Origin of the sequence: Kribbella voronezhensis, from assembly GCF_004365175.1 — a bacterium.
In the GTDB taxonomy this organism is placed as follows: Bacteria; Actinomycetota; Actinomycetes; order Propionibacteriales; family Kribbellaceae; genus Kribbella; species Kribbella voronezhensis.
Genome location: NZ_SOCE01000001.1, coordinates 4,800,719 through 4,822,062, shown reverse-complemented (window position 1 = coordinate 4,822,062; position 21,344 = coordinate 4,800,719). Strand labels below are relative to the sequence as shown.

Here is a 21,344-nt window from a genome sequence, read left to right as displayed (position 1 = left end):
CGCGCCAAGGGGTCGGCCAACCTAAGCCCGCGAGGCACGAGCGGGCGTCCGGGCGGGAGGAGTGCGCGACGCAGGAGCGCGCGACGGGGTGGGCCTACTCAGCCAGCGAGGCACGAGCGGGCGACCTCGGGTGGGCGGGAGCCGCGACGTCAGGAGCGCGCGACGGGGTGGGCTACTCAAGCCCGCAAGGCACGAGCGGGCGCCGCCCGGGTGGGCGGGAGCCGCGACGGAGGAGTGGCGTGGGGCTGGTCGTAGTACGAAACTGCCCGGCTGGTCCGAGGACCGGCCGGGCAGTTGGGTGGTGCGGGGTGAAGATCAGTGACCGTGGCCGTGGCCGTGACCGGCTGCGGCGGGCTCTTCTTCTTCGGGCTTGTCGACGACCAGGGTCTCCGTGGTGAGGAGCAGGGCCGCGATCGAGCCGGCGTTGGCCAGCGCGGAGCGGGTCACCTTGACCGGGTCCAGGACGCCCTGGGCCAGCAGGTCGCCGTACTCGCCGGTGGCGGCGTTGAAGCCGCTGCCGACCTCGAGCTCCGCGACCTTGGCGGTGACGACGTAACCCTCGTAGCCACCGTTCTCGGCGATCCAGCGCAGCGGCTCGACGATCGCCTTGCGGACGATCCGGACGCCGGCGAGCTCGTCGCCCTCGAGGCCGAGGCCGTTCTCCAGTACCGCGGCGGCGTGGACGAGAGCGGAGCCGCCACCGGCGACGATGCCCTCCTCGATCGCCGCACGGGTCGCCGACACGGCGTCCTCGATGCGGTGCTTCTTCTCCTTCAGCTCGACCTCGGTGGCCGCGCCGACCTTGATCACGCAGACGCCGCCGGCCAGCTTGGCGAGGCGCTCCTGGAGCTTCTCGCGGTCCCAGTCGGAGTCGGTGCGCTCGATCTCGGCCTTGATCTGGTTGACCCGGGCGTCGATGTCGTCGGTCTTGCCGGCGCCCTCGACGACGGTGGTGTTGTCCTTGGTGACGACGATCCGGCGAGCGGTGCCGAGCACCTCCAGACCGACCTGGTCGAGCTTGAGGCCGACCTCGGGCGCGATCACCTGGGCGCCGGTCAGCGCGGCCAGGTCCTCGAGCATCGCCTTGCGGCGGTCGCCGAAGCCCGGCGCCTTGACGGCGACGGAGGTGAAGTTGCCGCGGATCTTGTTGACCACCAGGGTCGACAGGGCTTCGCCCTCGACGTCCTCGGCGATGATCAGCAGCGTCTTGCCCGACTGCACGACCTTCTCCAGCAGCGGCAGCAGGTCCGCGACAGCGGAGATCTTGCCCTGGTGGATCAGGATGTACGGGTCGTCCAGCACCGCTTCGCCGGCCTCGGCGTCGGTGATGAAGTACGGCGAGATGAAGCCCTTGTCGAACTGCATGCCCTCGGTGAAGTCCAGCTCGGTACCGAAGGTGTTCGACTCCTCGACGGTGATGACGCCGTCCTTGCCGACCTTGTCGAAGGCTTCCGCGATCAGCTGGCCGATCTCGGCGTCCCGCGCGGAGATGGTGGCGACGTGGGCCATGTCGCCCTTGTCGTCGACCGGGCGCGCGGTCTCGATCAGCTTCGCCGACACGGCCTCGACGGCCGCCTCGATGCCCTTCTTCAGACCCATCGGGTTGACCCCGGCGGCGACGGCGCGCAGGCCCTCGTGCACCAGCGCCTGGGCCAGCACCGTCGCGGTGGTGGTTCCGTCGCCGGCGATGTCGTTGGTCTTGGTGGCAACCTCCTTGGCGAGCTGCGCGCCAAGGTTCTCGAACGGGTCGTCCAGCTCGACCTCACGGGCGACGGTGACACCGTCGTTGGTGATGGTCGGGGCGCCCCACTTCTTGTCCAGCACGACGTAGCGGCCCTTGGGCCCCAGCGTCACCTTCACCGTGTTCGCGAGCTTGTCGACGCCGCGCTCAAGGGCGCGCCGCGCGTTCTCGTCGAACTCGAGGATCTTCGGCATGGAAAACTCTGTCCCTCTCTGGGTTACTGGCGATCATGGTGCCCGCGGGCAGAACCGACTCCGCCCCGGCGCCGGTGTTCCGGGCACCGGAGCGGTGTCAGTCAGCTGCTGCGAGCGATCGTCACTTGCTGACGATGGCGAGGATGTCGCGGGCGCCCAGGATCAGGTAGTCCTGGCCGTCGTACTTGACCTCGGTGCCGCCGTACTTGGAGTAGATGACCTTGTCACCGACATTGACGTCCAGCGGGACGCGGTTGCCGTTGTCGTCGATGCGGCCGGGGCCGGTCGCGATGACCTCGCCCTCCTGCGGCTTCTCCTTGGCGGTGTCCGGGATCACCAGGCCGGACTTCGTGGTCTGCTCGGCTTCGAGCGGCGCTACGAGGATACGGTCCTCGAGCGGCTTGATCGTGACCGACACTTGCTGACCTCCACGGTCGAGTTTCTCGTGTTTTCGGGGTGCTGCAGGCGGCCGTCCGCCTCTGCCGTCGCGGGGATCAGAGGCCGGGCCGCTGGCACCCTCGAGTGGAGAGTGCCAACACCGAATCTAGGCCGCGATTAGCACTCGGTCAACTCGAGTGCCAGAATCTCGCCTCCGGCGAACGCTCGTACCGCTCGTCACCGCTTCTGTACTTTCCGCGACCGAGCACTGGGCGACGGCCCGCGAACGTGGGACCGTCGTATCTGAAGGGGTTCCCGCCAGGATCGAACCAGGAGAGCACGATGGCACTCTCACTGCGCAATCTCTCGCTCCGCAAGCTTCCCCCGAAGGCCTTGGCGGTGATCGCCGTGCTCGTGATCAGCCCGGTCGCAGTGGCCGGATTGGCCGCCGCTGGCAAGCACTCCTCCGAGACAGGCAGCGCCGGGCCGGCCGCGGCGCCCGTAGTACAGGCACCTCAGTCAGCAGCGAAGACCGACAAGCAGGCAGAGACCCTGGCAGCGGCCGCAATGGGGCAGTGTCAGTCGGCTCGGCTGGCCCCTGCCAGCAATGGGTGGGGTGTGCCGGCGCCGTCGGTGTCGGCGAGCGGCAGTACGAATTGCAACCTCATGTACGGCGACAGCCCGCACCGCGGCTCTTCCAGGTCCGGCGACCCCGACCTCGCGATCCGCACCCTGCAACGCAACCTCAACTACTGCTACGGCAGTCACCTGGCAGTCGACGGAATGTACGGCAGCAAGACACGTGCCGCAGTGAAGGCGGTGCAGAGCAAGCACAAGCTCACCGCGGACGGCATCTACGGCCCGAAGACCCGGTCAGCCATGAACTGGCGCCTGTTCAAGAACTCCACCAGTCAGTGGAGCACGGGTTGCTACAGCCCGCTGTGACCACCCAGGCAGACTTGGGCGAGTGACGCTCACTCTGTTGCTCGACCCAATCGGCAGCACAGTGCTGGCCGAGGCCTGCTCGGCGTACGCGCCAGGCGGTGAACTGAAGCTCGTCGAGCAACTCAGACGCCGGTACGACGCTGCTGTGGTGACCGCCGCGGTCACGCAGGCGTCACTACGTCATCGGGCCGTCGCCAAGTTCGGGGCGGAGGACGCCGCGCGGATGTACTTCACCCCGGACGGGTTGGAGCAGGCCACGCGCTCCACCGTCGGGACTCACCGCGCTGCACGGATCGCTGCGACACTGCCAGGCGCATCCGTCGTCGACCTGGGCTGCGGGATCGGTGGTGACCTGATCAGCGCAGCCAGAGCGGGACTGCGGGTCACTGGCGTCGAACGCGACCCGGAGACCGCTGCCGCAGCCCGGGCGAACCTTGCCGCACTCGGGCTGGCTGGTGAGGTCGTCGTGGGAGACGCGGAGGCGCAGGACGTCACGCAGTACGAGGTGGTCTTTGCTGATCCGGCGCGGCGGGCTGATGGGAGGAGGGTGTTCGACCACAACGCGTACTCGCCGCCGTGGTCCTTCATCAGCGAGCTCCTGGAGCGGACTGCGTGCGTGAAGGTGGCGCCGGGGATTCCGCACGACGCAGTACCGGCAGGGGTCGAAGCGGAATGGGTGAGCGACGCAGGTGAGGTCAAGGAGGCCGCGCTGTGGTCGGGGAAGCTCTACGGCGGTACTGCGCGGCGCGCGACGTTGCTGCCGGGCGGAGCGACTGTGGCGGCTGCGCCTGAGGCTGTCGAGGGTCCGGTCGGGCGGTACATCTACGAGCCGGACGGCGCGGTCGTTCGCGCTGGGCTGGTCACCGCTGTCGCAGAAGCGGTCGGCGGATGGCTGTTGGATCTACGGATCGCCTATGTCACTGCGGACGCCTTGGTGGCGACACCGCTGGCCTCTGTTTATGAGGTGATCGAGGAGTTGCCGTACCGCGAGAAAGCGCTGCGGGCCTGGGTGCGCGCGCAGGGAATCGGGACCCTGGAGATCAAGAAGCGGGGCGTGGATGTGGACCCCGCCGTCCTGCGGAAGCGGCTGGCGCCGAAGGGGGCGGCGAGCGCTACCCTCATCGTCACCCGGATCGGCCGTGACGCGGTCGCCTACTCCTGCCGGCGGATCCCCGCCTGACTTCTTCGGCGATTTGCTTTCGCAGTGTATTCGAATGTATCTTCGAACACATGAGCGAGTGCCCGGTCGACCAGCCGACGGACGAGGTGCTGCGTACGTTGCCGCTCCCGGCCGGGCACTCGCCGCTAATCGATTCGCGGACGGCGGCTTGACCTGGAGTGCGCTCCCGGTCGGAGGATGGAGGTCATGACGGCATACGCACCGGCCGAGGCATCCGAGCGCACCGGTCTCAGCCTGGACACCTTGCGGTACTACGAACGCCTGGGCCTGTTCGGCCCGGTGCAACGGAACTCCAGCGGACAGCGGGTCTACACCGATCACGACGTCGCGTGGGTGGGACTGCTGGTCTGCCTTCGCCGGGCCGGCCTTGGGATCACTGACCTGCAAAGGTTCATGGGCCGACTCCGGGACCGCTCGAACGGCAACGCCGACGTGGTCGAGTTGCTCGAGAGCAACCGCGACCGACTCCGCGCCGAGATCGCCAAGATGAGCGTCGCCCTGGACGTGCTCGACGACAAGATCGCCCACTACCGCAACACCTGACGCCGCCCGCACCCCCGAGCAGGCCGCACACCAGCAGACCAGCTCGGCCCGTCTCCTCCGGCTTCGTCGTCAGCTCGACCCGCCACGCGACCTCACCGTCGGTCCGCCACCTTCGGCCTCGTCGTCAGCTCGACCCCCACACGACCTCACCGTCGTTCTTGTGGGGGTCATCTCGGTGCAGGCGGGTGTTCACGTTGAACCGACAGGCTGGCTGTCGAACCGGCTGGTCGCTGGCCGTTAGCTGGGGGCGGAGCGGCGTAAGGCGTCCCCAGCTCTTTCAGCTTGCGGTGACTACCAGGTTTTCAGGCGGGCGCTGAAGCGAGCTTTGGCGATCGAGGCGATGCCCGACGTGAAAGATGCCGGTCCGTTCCAGACCGGGAGTGGATCGGTGCGATCGGGGTCCGTGGTGAGGGCATCACAGTCGGTGGGATCGGCGTGGGTGGTCAGGGCCGCTTTGGTGAAGCGGTGGACGAGGGTGTTCCAGTCTGCGGCGCGGTGCAGCATCGCGTGTTTGTCGCCGTCGACGGTGAGCATGGCGACGGGGATCCCCGTACGGCGGAGTCGGCGGGCGTACGCGGCCGTCTGCGCCGGAGAGGTGATGCGGTCGCGAGTGCCGTGTGCGAAGACGACGAGCCCGCGGAGCTGAACGAGTGGTTCGCCGGGAGGCAGCCAGGGCGCCAGCGCGAGAACACCCGACACCAAGGGATGATTGCCCGCAGCAACGACGGCGCGGCCGCCCATCGAGTGCCCGATCAGCACGACGCGGCGGATCCGGGACGGAAGGCCGTCGAGGACAGTGCGCAGGTCGGCCGCCGGTGACGCGGCGGTGCCGTTCCACCCGCGGTACCGGTAGCGCATCAATCCAACGGCGGCATCAGGCGCGGCGGAGCGAGCAGCGGTTGCGAACGGCCACATCCGCAGCAGCGGCGCCCGCCAGGAATGCGGGTTCTTGAACGAGTCGACCACGCCGCCATGGGCGAGCAGCACGAGCTCGGTCGCTCCTTCAGGAGCAGCCAGCAGATCGATCCACGGCTCGGCGTCGGTCATGCCCGCTCGGCAGCAGTGCCGTTGGAGACCGCGCCGTACAGGCTGGCCGGCGATTGCTGAATGACGAGGAAGCGACTCGGATCAGCGAGATCCTTGAAGCCGTACGAGCGATACAACTCGTGGGCGTCGGCCGTGGCGAGCATGGTACGGCGCAGACCTTGCAGCTCCGGGTGATCGAGCAGGGTCTCCACGACGAAGCGGCCGAGGCCCTGACCCTGGTGGGACGGAAGCACGAAAACGTCGGCGATCCAGGCGAAAGTCGCGCGATCGGTCGTCGCCCGTGCGAAGGCGACCTGGGCTCCGTCCGGTGCGTAAACGCCGACGACGACCGAATTGGCGATCGCCCGCGCCACTGTCTCGCGGGGAACGCCTGGCGACCAGTACGCCGTACGCAGGAACCCGTGCACCACGTCGAGATCGACCCGCGAGGCATCGTCGTCGGCCACAAAACCGGCTGGGTGTTCGCGGATCATCAGTTGAGAACCGTCGTGATCGGCATGGACGAGTCGGCCGGCAGGTCCAGCGGGGACGGGGCCTTGCCGGCGCGGACGAGCTCCGATCCGAGGGCGGCGACCATCGCACCGTTGTCGGTACACAGCCCCGGCCGCGGCACCCGTACGGCGATGCCTGCTTCGGCGCAACGCTCTTCGGCCATCGCCCGCAGTCGCGAGTTCGCCGCGACGCCGCCGCCGATCAGCAGGTGCTCGTAGCCACGGTCCTTGCAGGCATCGATCGCCTTGCGGGTCAGCACATCGCAGACCGCTTCCTGGAAGGCGGCCGCCACGTGGTTCACCGGCACGTCCTCACCATCACGCCGCTTCGCCTCCACCCAGCGGGCGACCGCGGTCTTCAAGCCGGAGAAGGAGAAGTCGAACCGGTGCCGCTCCAGGTCGCGCTGACTGGTCAGCCCCCGCGGGAACTTCACGTACAGCCGGTCGCCGCCGTCCCGCGCCGCTTTGTCGATATATGGACCTCCGGGGAACGGCAGGCCGAGCACCCGTGCGACCTTGTCGAACGCCTCCCCCGCGGCGTCGTCGATGGTCGAGCCCATCGGCAGTACGCCGTCGGTGATGTCCTCGACGGCGAGCAGCGACGAGTGGCCGCCGGAGACGAGCATCGCCACGCAGCCCTTCGGGAGATCGCCGTGCTCCAAGGTGTCGACGGCAACGTGCGCGGCAAGGTGATTCACGCCGTACAAGGGCTTTTCGAGTGACAGCGCGAGTCCCTTGGCCGCAGCGACGCCGACCAGCAGGGCGCCGGCCAGACCAGGGCCGCTCGTCACCGCGACAGCGTCGACGTCGGTCGGTTTGATGCCCGCCGTCTCACAGGCCCGGCGGATCGTCGGCACCATCGCCTCGAGGTGGGCGCGGCTGGCGACCTCTGGTACGACGCCGCCGAAGCGGGCGTGCTCCTCGACACTGGAGGCGATCGCGTCGGCGAGCAGGGTCTGCCCGCGGACGATGCCGACCCCGGTCTCGTCGCACGACGTCTCGATGCCCAGGATCAGCGGCTCGTTCTCACTCATGGTCCTCCTGCCATCGCATGATGACGGCGTCCTCGCCGCCGGCGTAGTACCCGCGCCGGCGGCTGATCTCGGTGAATCCGAACCCGCGGTACAACGCGGCCGCGGATTCATTGCTCTCAGCAACTTCTAACAAGATGGTGCGTCCCGCGCACCGCTGCACGACCGCGGACATCAACTGCCGGCCGATCCCCGTACGCCGCGCCGCCGGCGCCACCGCGATCCGCAGCAGATCCACCGGATCCTCCACCGCACCCGGCACCAGCAGTACTACGTATCCAGCAACCTCACCCTCATCCGCAACCAGCACCACCCGGTCGCTCCCCAGCCGAGCAAACTCCTCGGCCCAAGCAGCCGCACTCCAGGCATCGGAGTCGAAGCACACCTCGTCCAGAGTGGTGATCGCCGGCAGGTCAGCGGGATTCGCCGGGCGGATGTTGGGTCTCATGTGGGCAACACGCTCTTCGGGCCGCCTGACATGGTGACGTCGGGGCGCCGGAGGTAGAGGGGATCAGGAAGAACGGTCGGCAACGTGCCGGTCGCAACGCCGACCGCGAGCACCTCCGCCGACGGGTACTCGATGACCTCCGCGGACGGGCCGCGGCCGAGGGCTTCGGCGTACAGGGTGACGCCTCGGCCCGTGATCGGTAGGCCGGCCAGCACATGCGCGACGTCGGCGGGGCGATCGACGGCAGGGCCCTCGATGCGGCGACGGCTGCCGTCCTCGGCGGGGCTGTCGTACAGAGCCCAGTAGATCTCCTTGCGACGCGCGTCGGTGGCGACCGCGACCGGCTGCTCGACAGGAGACTGCAGAGCGAGGATGTCGAGGCTGCAAACCCCTACGACCTCGATGCCGAGCACGTCCGCCATCGTCCGCGCGGTGACCAGCCCGACCCGCAGGCCAGTGAATGGCCCCGGTCCGACGCCGACCGCGATCTTCGTCAGGTCTCGCGGCGTGCAACCGGCGGTGGCGAGCGCCGCAGCGATCGCCGGCGCCAGGAGTTCGCCGTGCCGCAGAGCATCGACGGTCGACGAGGAAGCGAGCACCTCGCCAGTCGGCGTGGCCAGTGCGACCGTCACGGCAGCACTGGACGTATCGAAAGCAAGCAGCACTTCAGTCCTCCACAACAGAAAGCCGTACGCCGGTCTCGGCCCAGCGCCGGCCGACCGGTGTCACGCGCAGGTCGCGGGTCTCGTCCGTGTCGTCGTCGCCGCGCGTCACCACGATGTCGAGCCGGTCCGCGGCCAGTGTCTCGGCCAGCCCGTGTCCCCATTCGACCACGGTGACCGCGTCGTCCAGGCTGGCGTCCAGGTCGAGATCGTCCAACTCGGCGATCCCACCGATCCGATACGCGTCGACGTGCACGAGCGCCGGACCACCCGACAGCGACGGATGTACCCGCGAGATCACGAACGTCGGCGAGGTGATGTCGCCGCGCACCTTCAGCCCCGCACCGAGTCCCTGCGTGAACGTCGTCTTGCCCGCACCGAGGTCACCGGACAACACCAGTACGTCGCCCGCCCGCAGTTGCCCGGCGAGCTCTTCGCCGTACGACCGCATCTCGTCGGCCGTCGGCACGGTCAGCTCGATCGGCATCGCCTTCGCGTAGATCAGGTCGTGGCCGCGCTGCTCCACCACCGAGTACCCGCGCCGGCGCCAGAACTCGACCGTCTCGGGCAGCTCCTCCCGGGCGATCAGCCGAACCCGCCGCAACCCGCGCAGCCGGGCGGCGTCCTCGGCACAACCGACCATCGCCGACGCGACTCCACGCCCCTGAAAACGCGGGTTCACCGAGACTCGCCGCAGGCCGAGCACATCACCGGCCACATCGAAGAGCATCGCACCGGCCGGTACGCCGTCGATGCGCGCGAGCAGGCCGCCGTGCGCCGCGACGGCGGCGCCGACGGTGGAGGCGTTCTCGGACAGGGCCGTCGACGGCGGATCGAGTACTCGCCGGGCCGAGAAGGCGTGGTGGATCACCGTCACGATCTCGTCGACGTTGTCTTCCGTGGCGTCCACCACGTGCAGGTCGGTCATCTGTGTCCCAGGGATTGTTCGGCTCGCTCGATCATCCCGAGCAGAGCGGCGGTGAACTCGCGGTGGTGCTCGATCAGGCCGAGGTGACCGCAGTTCTTCACCTCGACCAGTTCGGCGCCGGGCACGTGCCGGACGATCTCCTCGGAGTGCTCGAACGGCGTCAGGTGGTCGGAGTCGCCGCCGACCACCACGCACTCCACCTTCTGCAACGGCTCCAGCGCGGAGTACTTGTTGTGCAGGGCAAAGATCGGGTAGAACTCCGCGATCACCGAGATCGGCGTCGCGGCGATCATCTCGTTGACGAACTCGGTGAAGGCCGGCGGCACCTCGGAGCCGAACGAGTACTTGCGGGTCAGCAGGTAGCTGATGTCCGTCCCGGCCTTGCGCCCGCGCTCGACGACGTCGGGAATCCGGGCGAGCGCGGCGACGGTGGGGGTGGCCAGCCGGCGTACCAGCATGCCGGCCCTGCCTGGCAAGGCGATCGGGGTCTGGTCGAGGGCACCGGCGCTGGTGGAGCACAGCCCGACGCCGATGATCCGGTCGCCGAAGATCTCCGGGTGCTGCTCGGCCATCGCCATGATCGACATGCCGCCCATCGAGTGGCCGATCAGGATCACCGGTCCGCTCGGCGCGAACTTCTGCAGGATCCCGTACAGGTCGCGGCCGAGTTGCTCGATGGTGACGTTCTCCTTCGGCGACCGCCCGGACCGCCCGTGCGAGCGCTGGTCGTAGAAGATCATCGTGCCGATCCCGGCCAGGTCGCGCCGCTCGAAGTGCCAGCAGTCCATGTTCAGGCCGTACCCGTGCGCGAAGATCAGCGTCAGGTCCTCGGGTCCGTCCGGCGTCTTGCGCCGCAGCCTGCGTTTCGGCGGTGCGGCGGGCCGCCGGGAGCGCTTCAGCTCGTCGATCTCGACGTACAGCTCGACGCCGTCGTCCGCGGTGAAGACGTGCGGCGTACCGCGCAGTGAACCGAACGGCTCGGCTTCCAGCTGGGCGCGCTGGCCCGAACGACGGCCGATCATCTGCCGTTCGACCGCGACACCGGCCGCTGCTCCCGCAGCCAGCACTCCGACCGCGGCTCCGATCAACCCCGCGGTGCGTCCTGCCTTCGACATCAGCCGGTCGCCTCCGCGGTGTCGACGTACCGCCGCGGCACGCGGGCGCCGAGGCGGGTCACGATCTCGTAGTTGATGGTCTGCGCGGCATCCGCCCAGTCGTCGGCGGTCGGCTCACCGCCGGCACCCGATCCGAACAGTACGACGGGGTCGCCGGCGTCCGCCGGGTCGTCCTCGAGGTTGACCACGCACTGGTCCATACAGATCCGCCCGACGATCCCTCGCCGTTGACCGGCGACCTGGACGGGGGCCGAGTTCGAGGCGTGCCGCGGCAGCCCGTCGCCGTACCCGAGCGGGACCAGCCCCAGCGTCGACGGCCTCGGCGCGGTCCAGGTGAGGCCGTACGAGACGCCTGTCCCGGCCGGCACCCGCTTGACCATGGCGAGCCGGGCCCGCAACGTCATCGCGGGCCGCAGCCCGAGCTCGGCCGACGGCAGCGCGTGCCCGAACGGCGACAGCCCGTACGTCGCGATGCCGGGCCGCACCAGGTCGAAATGGGTCTCCGGCAGCGCCAGCGTGCCGCCCGAGTTGGCCAGGTGCTTCAGCGGCGGCTCCACGCCGAGCGAGGCCGCGACCTCGACGGCCGAGACGAACGCGGCCACCTGGACCTCGTTCACCGGGCTCTTCGGCTCGTCCGAATTGGCCAGGTGGGACCAGATCCCGGCGATCTCGATCCGTCCTGCCTTCTCCTCACGCTGCGCCGCGCGCAGCAGAGCCGGCCACTCCTCCGCCACTGCGCCGCCGCGGCTCAGACCGGTGTCGATCTTGAGGTGCACGCGGGCCGGCCGGTCCGTGACGGCATCGGCGAGTTCGGCGATCTCCCACGGCGCGGCGGCGGACAGGTCGATGCCGGCGGCAATCGCCTCGCCGACCGGCTCGCCCGGTGTGGTCAGCCAGCAGAAGATCGGCCCCGTGTCACCGGCTGCCCGGAGGCTGAGCGCCTCGTCCAGGACGGCCGCGCCGATCCAGTCCGTACCGGCTTCGCGCGCGGCGCGGGCGACCGGGACCATTCCGTGGCCGTAGGCGTCGGCTTTCACCACCGTCATCAGTTGCGCGGACCCCACCCGGGAGCGCAGCGCAGCGACGTTGTGGCGGATCGCAGCGAGGTCCACCACTGCTTCGGCCCGCACCGTCAGTGGTTCGGCAGCGTCATACATAGCCCACCTAGTCTCTCAGGCCCTCCGGCCCAACTCCCCCAGGCGGTCCGGACACCCCTCCTCCGGTCGGTCCCGAGAGAATACCCAGAACGGTCGCAGCGGACACTTTCAGGCACTCTCGATCAGAGCCGGAAGCTCTCTCATGTCGGTGAAGATCGCGGTGGCGGAGGCGAGTTTCTCGCGCGCGGTCATCGCGGCGAAGCCGAAGACGCGCATACCGGCGGCGTTGGCGGCGGCGACGCCGAGCGGGCTGTCCTCGACCACCACGCAGTCGTCCGGTTTCACACCCATCGTGTTCGAAGCGTGCAGGAACAGATCCGGCGCCGGCTTACCGTGCTCGACATCCTCCGCACTGAAGATCCGCCCCTCGAACCGGTCCCAGAATCCGACCGTGGAGAGCGCCGTCCGGATCCGCCGATGCGTCCCCGACGAGGCCAGACAGTACGTCGTACCGTCGGCATCCAGCCCGTCCAGGACCTCCCGTACGCCGGGCACCGGCTGCAGGTGCTCGAAACCCTCGAACAACCGCTGGTGGTAGCGGTCCTCCAGGTCGGCCGGTAGCGGCGCACCCAGTTTGGCCTCGGCCTTCTGCCGCATCGACACCATGCTGCCGCCCATGTAGTCCCGGACCGCCTCCTCGAACGTGTACGGCAGGCCGGCCTCGGTGAGCAGCTCAGCCAGGATCCCGTTGGCCAGTCGCTCGGAATCCACCAGTACACCGTCGTTGTCGAAGATCACCAGCGCGGGTCGAGTCACACCGCAACCCTACGCAGCGCCTCGATGGCCGCGACGACCGCGGCGTTCTGTCTCATCTCGGCCCGGAGCAACGCGGAGACCACCCGGCGAGGCGACGTACGAACCGGCAACGCGACGACACCCCGTCCAGGCGCCGCAGTCAACGCGAGCTGTGGCAACAACGTCACGGCCAGTCCTTCAGCGACCAACCGCTGCACCACCACGTAGTCATCGGTCCGATGCCGTACGTCGGGCACGAACCCGGCCTCGGCGGTCGCACTCAGGAGATGCGCCTCACACCGCGGACATCCCGCGATCCACCGCTCTCCCGCGAGATCCCCCAACGCGACCGGCTTCCCGCGTCGCGCCAGTCGATGCCCGGCCGGCAGTACTGCGCGAAGTGGGTCCTCGAACAGTTCCTCGGTCACCAGATCCCCGTGCTCCGGCAGGCCGAGATGATCGAAGACCAGTGCGAGGTCCGCATTTCCGGCGAGGATCTCGGCCCGCGCCTCGGGCGGTTCGGCCTCGGTCAGCCGTACGTCGAGAGCGGGTGCCCGGCCGGCCAGGTCGGCGAGCGCGGGCGGGACGAGTACGGCCGCGGCCGACGGGAACGCCACCAGCGAAAGCGTGCCCTGCTGCAGAGACGCGAGCGCCTGCAACTCGGATTCCGCTGCCGAGAGACGGGCCGCCATCGCGTCCGCGTGGACGAGCAGAGCCATGCCGGCCTCCGTGAGGGTGATCCCCCGAACCGAGCGGAGGAGCAGCGGGATCCCGACCTCGCGTTCCAGTCGCTGCATGTGCTGACCCACGGCCGGTTGTGTCCAGCCCAGTGCGTCGGCGGCCTTGGACAGCGACCCGAGCCGCGCGACCTCGCGGAAGATCAGCAGTCGCCGTGGATCCATCCCCAAAGCCTAGCTTTGATCTCGTCACAGCAGGACGGTCTAGTGCTTGAGCTGGATTCTGCCGAGGCTGGAGGTATGACATCAGTGGCCGAAGCGCAACAGGAGTTCGATTCCGCGGTGACCTACCTGAACACCCCGACGTTCGGGTTGCCTCCCCGACGGAGCTGGGATGCCTTGCAGCAGGGGCTTGCCGACTGGCGAGGCGGCACAGCGAACCCGGTGAGCTATGACGATCCGCTGCAGCGCGCACGCACGGCGTACGGGCAGTTGGTGGGCATGGATCCGAACCTGGTCGCGGTCGGCAGTCAGGTGTCGGCCTTCGTGGGGCTGGTCGCTCAGTGGCTGCCGGTGGGTGGGGAGGTTCTGGTCGCGGAGGGTGAGTTCACCAGCCTGACGTTCCCGTTCTTGGCGCTCGGGCACCGGGTTCGCGAGGTGCCGCTGGAACGGCTCGCGGACGAAGTACGGCCCGGGACCAGCCTGGTCGCCGTGTCTGCCGTGCAGTCGTCGGACGGCCGGGTCGCCGATCTCGACGCGTTGCGGGCGACCGGCGTACGGATCTTGCTCGACACCACGCAGGCGATCGGGTGGCTGCCGATCGACGCCTCGCAGTACGCGTTCACGGCAGCGGGCGGTTACAAATGGTTGCTCGCGCCACGCGGTACGGCGTACTTCACGGTGCAGCCGGAACTGCTCGACGAGCTGACCCCACTCAATGCCAACTGGTACGCCGGCGAGGAACCGTGGAACAGCATCTACGGCTCACCCTTGCGGCTCGCCACGAACGCCCGACGCCTTGATCTGTCGCCCGCCTGGCACTGCTGGATCGCGGCCGCGCCCGCGCTGGAACTCCTTCGGGAGGTAGGGATTCCGGCTCTGTACGAGCACAGCACCGGCCTGGCCGAGCGGTTCCGTGGCGAGACTGGGCTGAAGGCTCCCGCGTTCGCCTCGGCCATCGTGTCGGCCGGCGCGGACGACGACGTGCCGGGATTGCTGGAGAAGGCCGGAATCATCGCGTCGTTCCGGGCCGGGCGCCTCCGGTTGGGCTTCCACTTGTCGACCACGGAGCGGGACGTCGAGCACGCCGCGGCAGTACTGCGGGATCACATCTCGGACTGAGGCTGCGGACCTCTGCAACGTCCGGCCGCTCGATGGCGTCCGTAGGTTGTGAGGATACGGATGATTGCTGCTGTCGTCGTGGCCGGACTGGCCGTCGCCCTGAGTGGGTGTGGGGACGAGTCCGGCACCGGCGGGTCGACCCTGCAGGGGAAGTCCTATCTGTCTACCGCGGTGACGGAGAACGGGAAACCGAAGCAGCTCGCGCCGAAGACCCGGATCCAGTTGCAGTTCCTGCCGGACGGGCGGCTGAGTGCCAACGCCGGCTGCAATTCGATGGGTGCCGACAAGGTCACCACCAGCGGCGGCAGGCTCGGCGTGAAGGATCTCACCATCACCGACATGGGCTGCGACGCCCCGCGGCACGCCCAGGACGACTGGTTGTCGAAGCTGCTGACCTCCGGACCGACCTGGAAACTGACCGGCGACAAGCTGAAACTCAGCTCGGGGACCACCGTGATCTCGCTGGTCGACCGCGCGACCGCCGTACCGGACCTTCCTCTCGACGGCACCAAGTGGACTCTCGACACCGTGGTCAGTGGCGAGACCGCGTCGCACTCGATGGATGCCGACAAGGTTCACTTCACGATCAGCGGCGAGCGGGTCACCGGATCGACCGGCTGCAACGACTTCCAGGGCATCGTCTCGCACACCGGCGACAAGCTGACCTTCGGTGAACTGGGCACCACCCGCCGAGCCTGCACGGGCGACGCCGCCACCTTGGAGAAGACGGTCCTCGACGCACTCAAGGGCGACGTCGTCTACGACATCAGCTCGGGGAACCTCCAGCTCAGCCCCACGAACGCCCCCGGCACCGGTCTTTCCTTCATCGGCAGCCGCTAGCGGCTCAGCCTCAGGTCGAAGGCCTGGACCTTGTTCTGGCTGGATTCGTACGACAGGAGCAGGTGGCCGCCTGCTGCCAACCGGGCCCGCTGAGCTGAGGTCAGTGGAATCGAGAAGTGCTGAACGCCAGGGCTGACCTGCTTTGTTGCCTGGCCGACCAGGTGCCCGCTCATGTCCGGCGACCAGGCCGGGATGCCGCCATCGGTGACCGCGCAAGGCGTGAACCCGTAGTCCGGTGCTGGATCGGCCGTACAGCTCGTCGTGTAGACCGGGATCGCGGCGAGCCGACCCGTGGTGAGGAACAACCGCGCCGTGCCCGAGCCGCGCGACAACGTGTAGACGTCCGCCGACGCCCGCCCCAACCCGGCGTACAGAACCTTCAGGTCGGTGCTTGGGACGCGGCCGGAGATCGGTACGCCGTTGCGTGCCGACTGCGCGATCGTCTGCGGGGACAAGGCCCCGTTCAGGTTCGGGTTGGAGACGTTGGGCGGGCTCGGTACGGTCGGGCGGTCTGCTGGTGGCGTGTAGCCGTCGACGGTTGCCTGCCCCCAGCGGTACGGATCCGACTGCACCGAGCCGAGAGCGGACCAGCCGAGGCGGGTGCTCATGTCGATGTGCCGCAGTGTCGTCGTACCGGCTGCTGAGGTGTCGTCGTTGTCGTACGGCGTGATGTTGAGTCCCAGGTGAGCCGGGTCGACGGCGGCCGGCAGGTCCGCCAGCGGGATCTTCACCTCTAGGTCGTAGCCGCCACCTGTGTAGCCGTGGGCCGTCGTGGTCTCGTTGCTGCCTACCCAGGTCGCAGTGGACGCCACCTCGACGCCGGGCGCGTTGCCTATGCTCAGTGGTCCGGTCGAGTAGCCCTGGTGGTTGTCGGCGTCCCGGGACCAGCACGGACCGTTCGGACCGTTGCCGTTGGTGCCGGACGGGTCGTTGGTGAACGGGAAGATGCCTAACTTGAAGGTGTTCGCAGTGTCCTTGAGCACCTGCGAAGAGTTGCCCCGCGGGTCCAGCAGGATCTCGACCGAGTCAGCCTGCCAGTGGCCGACACATTCGGCCGGCGTGACGGCGTACGACTGGTAGTCGTCGCGGACATGGATGAAGAAGTACAGGGCGTCGTCCGACCAGCTGACCTTGGCAGTACTGCCTTCACCGGCGCTGGAGACTCCACAGTCGTCCGTGCCGCTACAGGTGGCAGCGCCTTGCCAGATGCGGCCGAGGTCGAGCGTAGGCCCGTCGTACTCACCTGGGCCGGCAGTGCCGTCGACAGTCGGTGCTGTGGGTGCCTTGGCGATGGCGGTCTTCGGCACCACGGACAGTGTGAGGACTTCGTTGCCCGAGCCACCGCCGTACGTCGTGGTGATCGGTATGGAGACGTTCTGCGTGACGGGCAAGGCCGAGTCGGTATTGGTGAGCTGGAAGGTCACCGTGGTCTCGGCTCCGGCGGCGAGGTTCGCGTACGGCTTCGAGCTCGCGTCGACCGTGAAGCCGGCCGGCAACGCCAGCGATACATCACCGCTCTGCGGCTGCTCCGACCAGTTGTGCACCACGACCGGTACGGCGATCGTGCTGCCGACGGCCATCGACTGGATCGCCGCCGATCGCCCGAGCCGGTTCGCCTGCGGAGCGGTTCCGGCGAGCCACTCGTCGTACTCCTGCCAGTTCCCCCAGCGCTGGAACCGGCCTTCCACCGGCGACACGATCCGTACGACGTTGTCGGTGTAGCCGGTCCTGCCGCCGGAGGTGTAGAGCGCCGAGATCTTCGCGTTCTGGTTGACGGGCGCGTCGGCCGCCGGCGTCACGGTGAAGGTGACCTGGCCGCTCCCGGAGACGTGCTTGGGTCCGTCGGTGGTCCAGCCGGGTGGAACCGTGAGAGCAACGTCGCCTGGGGCAAGCTTTCCACGGAGCTGGACCGTTACCTGGAAGGGCGTGCCCGCGACGTTGAAGAAGCGGGAGAAGGTCAGGTACTCCAGGGTCCCCGCCGGCAGCCCGCCGGGATCGGCCTTGGTGGCGCCGAACAGGATCGCGTCGTCCTGACCGGCCTTCGGGTTCGGCGTACCGTCCGGCAGGGTGTTCGGCTGGAACGGCACGAACGACTGGGTCATGCCGAACCGCGGACAGGCCGGAGCTGAGGTCCCCTTGAACATCACCCGGCTCTGGGTGGGATAGGCGGCGCGGCCTTCGTCGGCCACCTGCTGCCAACTCTTCGCCGTCCCGGCCGGCCGGCCCTGGAGGTTGCCCGTCGGCCACTTGTACGGCGAGTCGTAGCCGGTCCACACTCCGGCAACGGTGTCCAGGTTGCCGGCGGCCGGGGTGAAGCCGGTCGTACAGTTCGCGGCTGTGGTGGTGCCGCCCGTGCCGGCCGTCGTACCGCCGGAGAAGACCTTCTTCACCTGCCAGGTGCTCAGTGCGCCGGGACCGCGGAGTTGCTCGGGGAAGCGGCTCGGGTCAGCGGCGGCCAGGACGCCTTCCCAGATCAATCGACCGGCCTGCTGGTGATTGCCGTGTCCGGCCGCGAGGGTCGGGGTGAAGCCGATGTAGATCTCCGGTTGCGTCGTCCGGATCACCCGGGTGACGCGGCGCAACGTCTCCTCGGAGTCCCAGAAGTACTGCGTCAGCGGGGCGCTCTGGTTGTAGAAGAAGTCGACCCGGTCCAGGTTGAAGATGTCCACGGTGCCGGACCGATAGTGCGCGACGCGGTCCTCGTTCTCCCGTCGCAGGCCGAGCTCCGGACCGAGTTCGGTACCGACCGCGTTGCCGCCGCCCTCACCGCGCGTCACCATGATCACGCCGCACTTCACGCCGTACCGCTGATGCCAGACGCCGCACGGTCCGATGATGGACGTGTCGTCGTCGGGGTGTGCCCACTCCCCCATCACGTCGATCTTGGTGTTGCGGTCCGCGACGTACGGCTTGGGTGGCGCGGCCGCCGAAGCCTGCAGGGGGACGGCGAGAAGCAGAGCGGCGAGCAGGACCAGCAGACGCTTCATGTGCGGACTCCTCGGGCGGTGGAGGCACTACGTGTCCGTCCTACCCAGGAATGTCCTGATCAAGCAAGAGCCTGGTCGCCTCCGGAATCTTCTTGGCCACCTGCATCGCGGTGAGGGGGCCGGAGGCTGAGGCCAGCTGGGCGGCGGCACCGTGGAGGTATGCGCCGAGGCTTGCGGCGTCGAGCGGGGTCAGGCCGGCCGCGAGGAGTGATCCGCAGAGGCCGGCCAGTACGTCGCCGGCGCCGGCGGTGGCGAGCCAGGGGGTGGCGTTGCTGCTGACGCGCACTTGGCCGTCGGGGGCCGCGATGACGGTTGTCGCGCCCTTCAACAGGACAGTCACGTCGAATCGCTCCGCCGCCAACTTCGCGTGCTTCAGCCGCTCGGCCTCGACCGTGGAGCGCTCGACGCCGAGCAGCCGGGCCAGCTCACCGGCATGCGGAGTGGCCAGTACGCCGATGTGGTCGCCCGAATCGTCGAGCGCCTTCAATCCGTCGGCATCCAGCAGGACCGGCTCCTCCGCGTTCAGCAGCTCGCGGACCTTGTCGACCTCGAGTTCGTCGCCCAACCCCGAGCCGATCGCCCACGCCTGGACCCGGCCTTCACCCGCGACGATCTCGGGATGGGCAGCGCGGACCGCGGTCGCGACCTCGTCGGGGCCGAGGTACCGGAGCATGCCGATCGGACCAGCCAGCGCACCCGACGTGGCGATGACGGCTGCTCCCGGGTACTGCGAGGAGCCGGCCATCAGGCCGAGTACGCCACGGGAGTACTTGTCGGACTCGCCGTGCGGGACCGGGTAGCGCTCGCGGATGTCCGCGTCCTGGATCGCCGACACAGCAGGTGCCGGGAGCTCCAGGCCGATGTCGATCAGGTGGACCGGACCGCAGGCGGCGGCCGCCGGATCGACGAAGTGACAGATCTTGTGCGTACCGAAGGTCACCGTGAAGGCGGCTTTGACGTGCTCGGCCGGCGTCTCACCGCTGTCGACATCCACCCCGGAAGGCATGTCCACGGCAACAATCGGTACGTCGTGGTCAACAGCAACCTGTACGACGGCTTGCGCCTCGGGCTTCAACCCCGGCCGCCCGCCGATCCCCACGATCCCGTCAACGACGATGTCAGCCGAGGCAATCGCCGCACCTTTGGCGGACGAGGCGAGTGGGTGGATTCGGCCGCCGGCGGCGGTGAGGGCGGCGATGCCTGCGTCGTGGGCCTTGTCGGACAGGAGGATCGCGGTGACCTGGGCGCCTCGGCGGGCCAGTTGCGCACCGGCGTACAAGGCGTCTCCGCCGTTGTCGCCGGAGCCGACCAGGAGCACCACGCGGGCGCCGTACGTGTGACCGAGGTAGTTGCTGATGGCAACAGCTAGGCCGCTGGCGGCACGCTGCATCAGCGTGCCTTCGGGAAGGCGCGCCATCAGATCGGCCTCGGCGGCGCGGACTTGTTCGACGGTGTGGGCGTGCCGCATCTCAACCCTCCAGGACGACGACCGCCGACGCGATGCCGGCGTCATGGCTCAGCGACAGGTGCATGCTCTGAACTCCCAGCTGCGAAGCGCGCTCGGCAACCGTGCCGGTGATCTCCAGCCACGGCCGACCGGTGTCATCGGTGCGGACCTCGGCGTCGTGCCAGTGCATCCCGGCCGGCGCTCCCAGCGCCTTGGCGAGCGCTTCCTTCGCCGCGAACCGGGCGGCGAGCGACGCCGGCGGCTTGCTCGCCTCCGCCGGGGTGAACACCTTGGTCCGCAGTCCGGGGGTGCGCTCCAGCGTTTTCATGAAGCGCTCGACGTCGACCACATCGATGCCCACGCCGACGATCATGAGGGACCAGGTGTGACAACTGACACACCCGCAGTCTCGTAGCCGCACATGCCGGTCAGCGTAGCCCGGCCGGGTATGGGAAGAATGGGCCCCATGCTGCAGCCGCCGCGGGAGGTGACCCCGTACACCGAGCTGGATCGCGCCGCCTGGGCGCAACTGGCCGAGACCACCGAGTCACCGCTGACGGCCGAGGAGATCGAGCGATTGCGCGGTCTCGGTGACGAGATCGACATCGACGAGGTCCGCGAGGTCTACCTGCCGCTGTCGCGGATCCTGTCGCTGTACGTCCGGCACGCCCGCGCGCTGCACTCCGACACCGAAGCGTTCCTCGGCAAGCCCGCCGCGATGCGGACACCGTTCGTGATCGGCATCGGCGGCTCGGTTGCCGTCGGCAAATCCACCACGGCGCGATTGCTGCGCGAGTTGCTGGCGCGCTGGCCCGAGCACCCGCGGGTCGCGCTCGTCACCACCGACGGGTTCCTCTGGCCGAACGCGGAGCTCGAGCGGCGCAATCTGATGCTGCGCAAGGGATTCCCGGAGTCGTACGACCGGAAGGCGCTGCTGCGCTTCGTGGTCGAGGTGAAGTCCGGGATGGACAGCGTCGAGGCGCCGGTCTACTCCCACCTGCACTACGACCGGATGCCCGGCGTACGGACCACGGTCGAGCAGCCCGACATCCTGCTGCTCGAAGGTCTCAACGTCCTGCAGCCGGCGCCCCGGCACGCCGACGGCAAGAGCGGGCTCGCGGTCAGCGACTTCTTCGACTTCTCGGTGTACGTCGACGCGGCGGCCGACGACATCCGCTCCTGGTACGTGCACCGCTTCCTCAAACTCTGGGAGACCGCCTTCCGCAACCCGGAGTCGTACTTCGTCCGCTACGGCGAACTGAGTCGCGAAGAGGCGATCGCCAAAGCCGAGTCACTCTGGGACGGCATCAACGGCCCGAACCTGCGCGAGAACATCCTCCCCACCCGCTCCCGCGCCACCCTCGTCCTCCGCAAAGGCGCCGACCACGCCGTCCGCTGGGTCCGCCTCCGCAAACTCTGACCCCCGTACGCCGTATCCCACGCACCTCCTACGTCGG

The 21,344-nt window shown here is 68.8% G+C and carries 21 protein-coding genes; 6 read left to right on the top strand and 15 right to left on the bottom strand.

Features of this window, described 5'->3' with window-relative positions; all coding sequences use genetic code 11:
- Positions 1-315: 315 nt before the first annotated feature.
- Positions 316-1,935, bottom strand: a complete 1,620-nt coding sequence (groL, locus tag EV138_RS22605; protein WP_133980793.1) for a chaperonin GroEL — start codon at positions 1,933-1,935, stop codon at positions 316-318.
- 121 nt (positions 1,936-2,056) lie between these two features.
- Complete coding sequence (groES, locus tag EV138_RS22600; protein ID WP_112243007.1) at positions 2,057-2,353, bottom strand: co-chaperone GroES; 297 nt, start codon at positions 2,351-2,353, stop codon at positions 2,057-2,059.
- 302 nt (positions 2,354-2,655) lie between these two features.
- Between groES and EV138_RS22595 the strand changes: the two genes are divergently transcribed.
- The 3 genes from EV138_RS22595 to EV138_RS22585 all read left to right on the top strand — a co-directional run bounded on the left by EV138_RS22595 (position 2,656) and on the right by EV138_RS22585 (position 4,981).
- On the top strand, positions 2,656-3,258 hold the full coding sequence (locus EV138_RS22595; RefSeq protein ID WP_133980792.1) for a peptidoglycan-binding domain-containing protein: 603 nt from the start codon (positions 2,656-2,658) through the stop codon (positions 3,256-3,258).
- Positions 3,259-3,280: 22 nt separating this feature from the next.
- Complete coding sequence (locus EV138_RS22590) at positions 3,281-4,438, top strand: class I SAM-dependent methyltransferase (protein WP_133980791.1); 1,158 nt, start codon at positions 3,281-3,283, stop codon at positions 4,436-4,438.
- 186 nt (positions 4,439-4,624) lie between these two features.
- Positions 4,625-4,981, top strand: coding sequence for a MerR family transcriptional regulator (locus EV138_RS22585; protein ID WP_133980790.1), 357 nt, complete (start codon positions 4,625-4,627; stop codon positions 4,979-4,981).
- 291 nt (positions 4,982-5,272) lie between these two features.
- Here the strand turns inward: EV138_RS22585 and EV138_RS22580 are convergent, their stop codons facing one another.
- The 10 genes from EV138_RS22580 to EV138_RS22535 form a co-directional block, all read right to left on the bottom strand.
- Positions 5,273-6,028: a dienelactone hydrolase family protein gene (locus tag EV138_RS22580; RefSeq protein ID WP_133980789.1), complete on the bottom strand. Its 756-nt coding sequence runs from the start codon at positions 6,026-6,028 to the stop codon at positions 5,273-5,275.
- Complete coding sequence (locus EV138_RS22575; protein ID WP_133980788.1) at positions 6,025-6,501, bottom strand: GNAT family N-acetyltransferase; 477 nt, start codon at positions 6,499-6,501, stop codon at positions 6,025-6,027. Before EV138_RS22575 ends, EV138_RS22580 begins: the two co-directional genes overlap by 4 nt.
- Positions 6,501-7,553, bottom strand: coding sequence for a tRNA (adenosine(37)-N6)-threonylcarbamoyltransferase complex transferase subunit TsaD (gene tsaD / locus EV138_RS22570; protein ID WP_133980787.1), 1,053 nt, complete (start codon positions 7,551-7,553; stop codon positions 6,501-6,503). Before tsaD ends, EV138_RS22575 begins: the two co-directional genes overlap by 1 nt.
- Positions 7,546-7,998 carry a ribosomal protein S18-alanine N-acetyltransferase gene (rimI, locus tag EV138_RS22565; protein ID WP_133980786.1) on the bottom strand — a complete coding sequence of 151 codons (453 nt, stop codon included), beginning with the start codon at positions 7,996-7,998 and terminating at the stop codon, positions 7,546-7,548. Before rimI ends, tsaD begins: the two co-directional genes overlap by 8 nt.
- Positions 7,995-8,663, bottom strand: coding sequence for a tRNA (adenosine(37)-N6)-threonylcarbamoyltransferase complex dimerization subunit type 1 TsaB (gene tsaB / locus EV138_RS22560; RefSeq protein WP_133980785.1), 669 nt, complete (start codon positions 8,661-8,663; stop codon positions 7,995-7,997). Before tsaB ends, rimI begins: the two co-directional genes overlap by 4 nt.
- 1 nt (position 8,664) lies before the next feature.
- The gene (gene tsaE, locus EV138_RS22555) at positions 8,665-9,588 is read right to left on the bottom strand and encodes a tRNA (adenosine(37)-N6)-threonylcarbamoyltransferase complex ATPase subunit type 1 TsaE (RefSeq protein ID WP_133980784.1); all 924 of its coding nucleotides are present in this window, start codon (positions 9,586-9,588) and stop codon (positions 8,665-8,667) included.
- Positions 9,585-10,703 (bottom strand): alpha/beta fold hydrolase, encoded by a 1,119-nt coding sequence (locus EV138_RS22550; RefSeq protein ID WP_133980783.1) that lies wholly within the window; start codon positions 10,701-10,703, stop codon positions 9,585-9,587. Before EV138_RS22550 ends, tsaE begins: the two co-directional genes overlap by 4 nt.
- Positions 10,703-11,860, bottom strand: a complete 1,158-nt coding sequence (gene alr / locus EV138_RS22545) for an alanine racemase (protein ID WP_133980782.1) — start codon at positions 11,858-11,860, stop codon at positions 10,703-10,705. Before alr ends, EV138_RS22550 begins: the two co-directional genes overlap by 1 nt.
- Before the next feature lie 108 nt (positions 11,861-11,968).
- Positions 11,969-12,616, bottom strand: a complete 648-nt coding sequence (locus tag EV138_RS22540; RefSeq protein WP_238158291.1) for an HAD family hydrolase — start codon at positions 12,614-12,616, stop codon at positions 11,969-11,971.
- Positions 12,613-13,497, bottom strand: a complete 885-nt coding sequence (locus tag EV138_RS22535; RefSeq protein ID WP_133980781.1) for a LysR family transcriptional regulator — start codon at positions 13,495-13,497, stop codon at positions 12,613-12,615. Before EV138_RS22535 ends, EV138_RS22540 begins: the two co-directional genes overlap by 4 nt.
- A gap of 75 nt (positions 13,498-13,572) precedes the next feature.
- Here EV138_RS22535 and EV138_RS22530 point away from each other — a divergent pair, with 75 nt between their 5' ends.
- Both EV138_RS22530 and EV138_RS22525 read left to right on the top strand, forming a co-directional pair.
- Positions 13,573-14,613, top strand: coding sequence for an aminotransferase class V-fold PLP-dependent enzyme (locus EV138_RS22530; protein ID WP_133980780.1), 1,041 nt, complete (start codon positions 13,573-13,575; stop codon positions 14,611-14,613).
- 60 nt (positions 14,614-14,673) lie between these two features.
- Positions 14,674-15,453, top strand: coding sequence for an META domain-containing protein (locus EV138_RS22525; protein ID WP_238158290.1), 780 nt, complete (start codon positions 14,674-14,676; stop codon positions 15,451-15,453).
- On the opposite strand, the gene EV138_RS22520 is transcribed toward EV138_RS22525, so the two are convergent.
- From EV138_RS22520 to EV138_RS22510, 3 genes are read right to left on the bottom strand one after another with little or no spacing between them, the layout of a single operon-like run.
- On the bottom strand, positions 15,450-18,440 hold the full coding sequence (locus EV138_RS22520; RefSeq protein WP_133980779.1) for a PIG-L family deacetylase: 2,991 nt from the start codon (positions 18,438-18,440) through the stop codon (positions 15,450-15,452). The genes EV138_RS22525 and EV138_RS22520 overlap by 4 nt on opposite strands.
- Positions 18,441-18,480: 40 nt before the next feature.
- The gene (locus EV138_RS22515; RefSeq protein WP_133980778.1) at positions 18,481-19,908 is read right to left on the bottom strand and encodes an NAD(P)H-hydrate dehydratase; all 1,428 of its coding nucleotides are present in this window, start codon (positions 19,906-19,908) and stop codon (positions 18,481-18,483) included.
- 1 nt (position 19,909) lies between these two features.
- The gene (locus EV138_RS22510; protein WP_133980777.1) at positions 19,910-20,260 is read right to left on the bottom strand and encodes a holo-ACP synthase; all 351 of its coding nucleotides are present in this window, start codon (positions 20,258-20,260) and stop codon (positions 19,910-19,912) included.
- A gap of 93 nt (positions 20,261-20,353) precedes the next feature.
- On the opposite strand from EV138_RS22510, the gene coaA reads away from it, so the two are divergent.
- Positions 20,354-21,307: a type I pantothenate kinase gene (coaA, locus tag EV138_RS22505; RefSeq protein ID WP_238158289.1), complete on the top strand. Its 954-nt coding sequence runs from the start codon at positions 20,354-20,356 to the stop codon at positions 21,305-21,307.
- Positions 21,308-21,344: the final 37 nt, after the last annotated feature.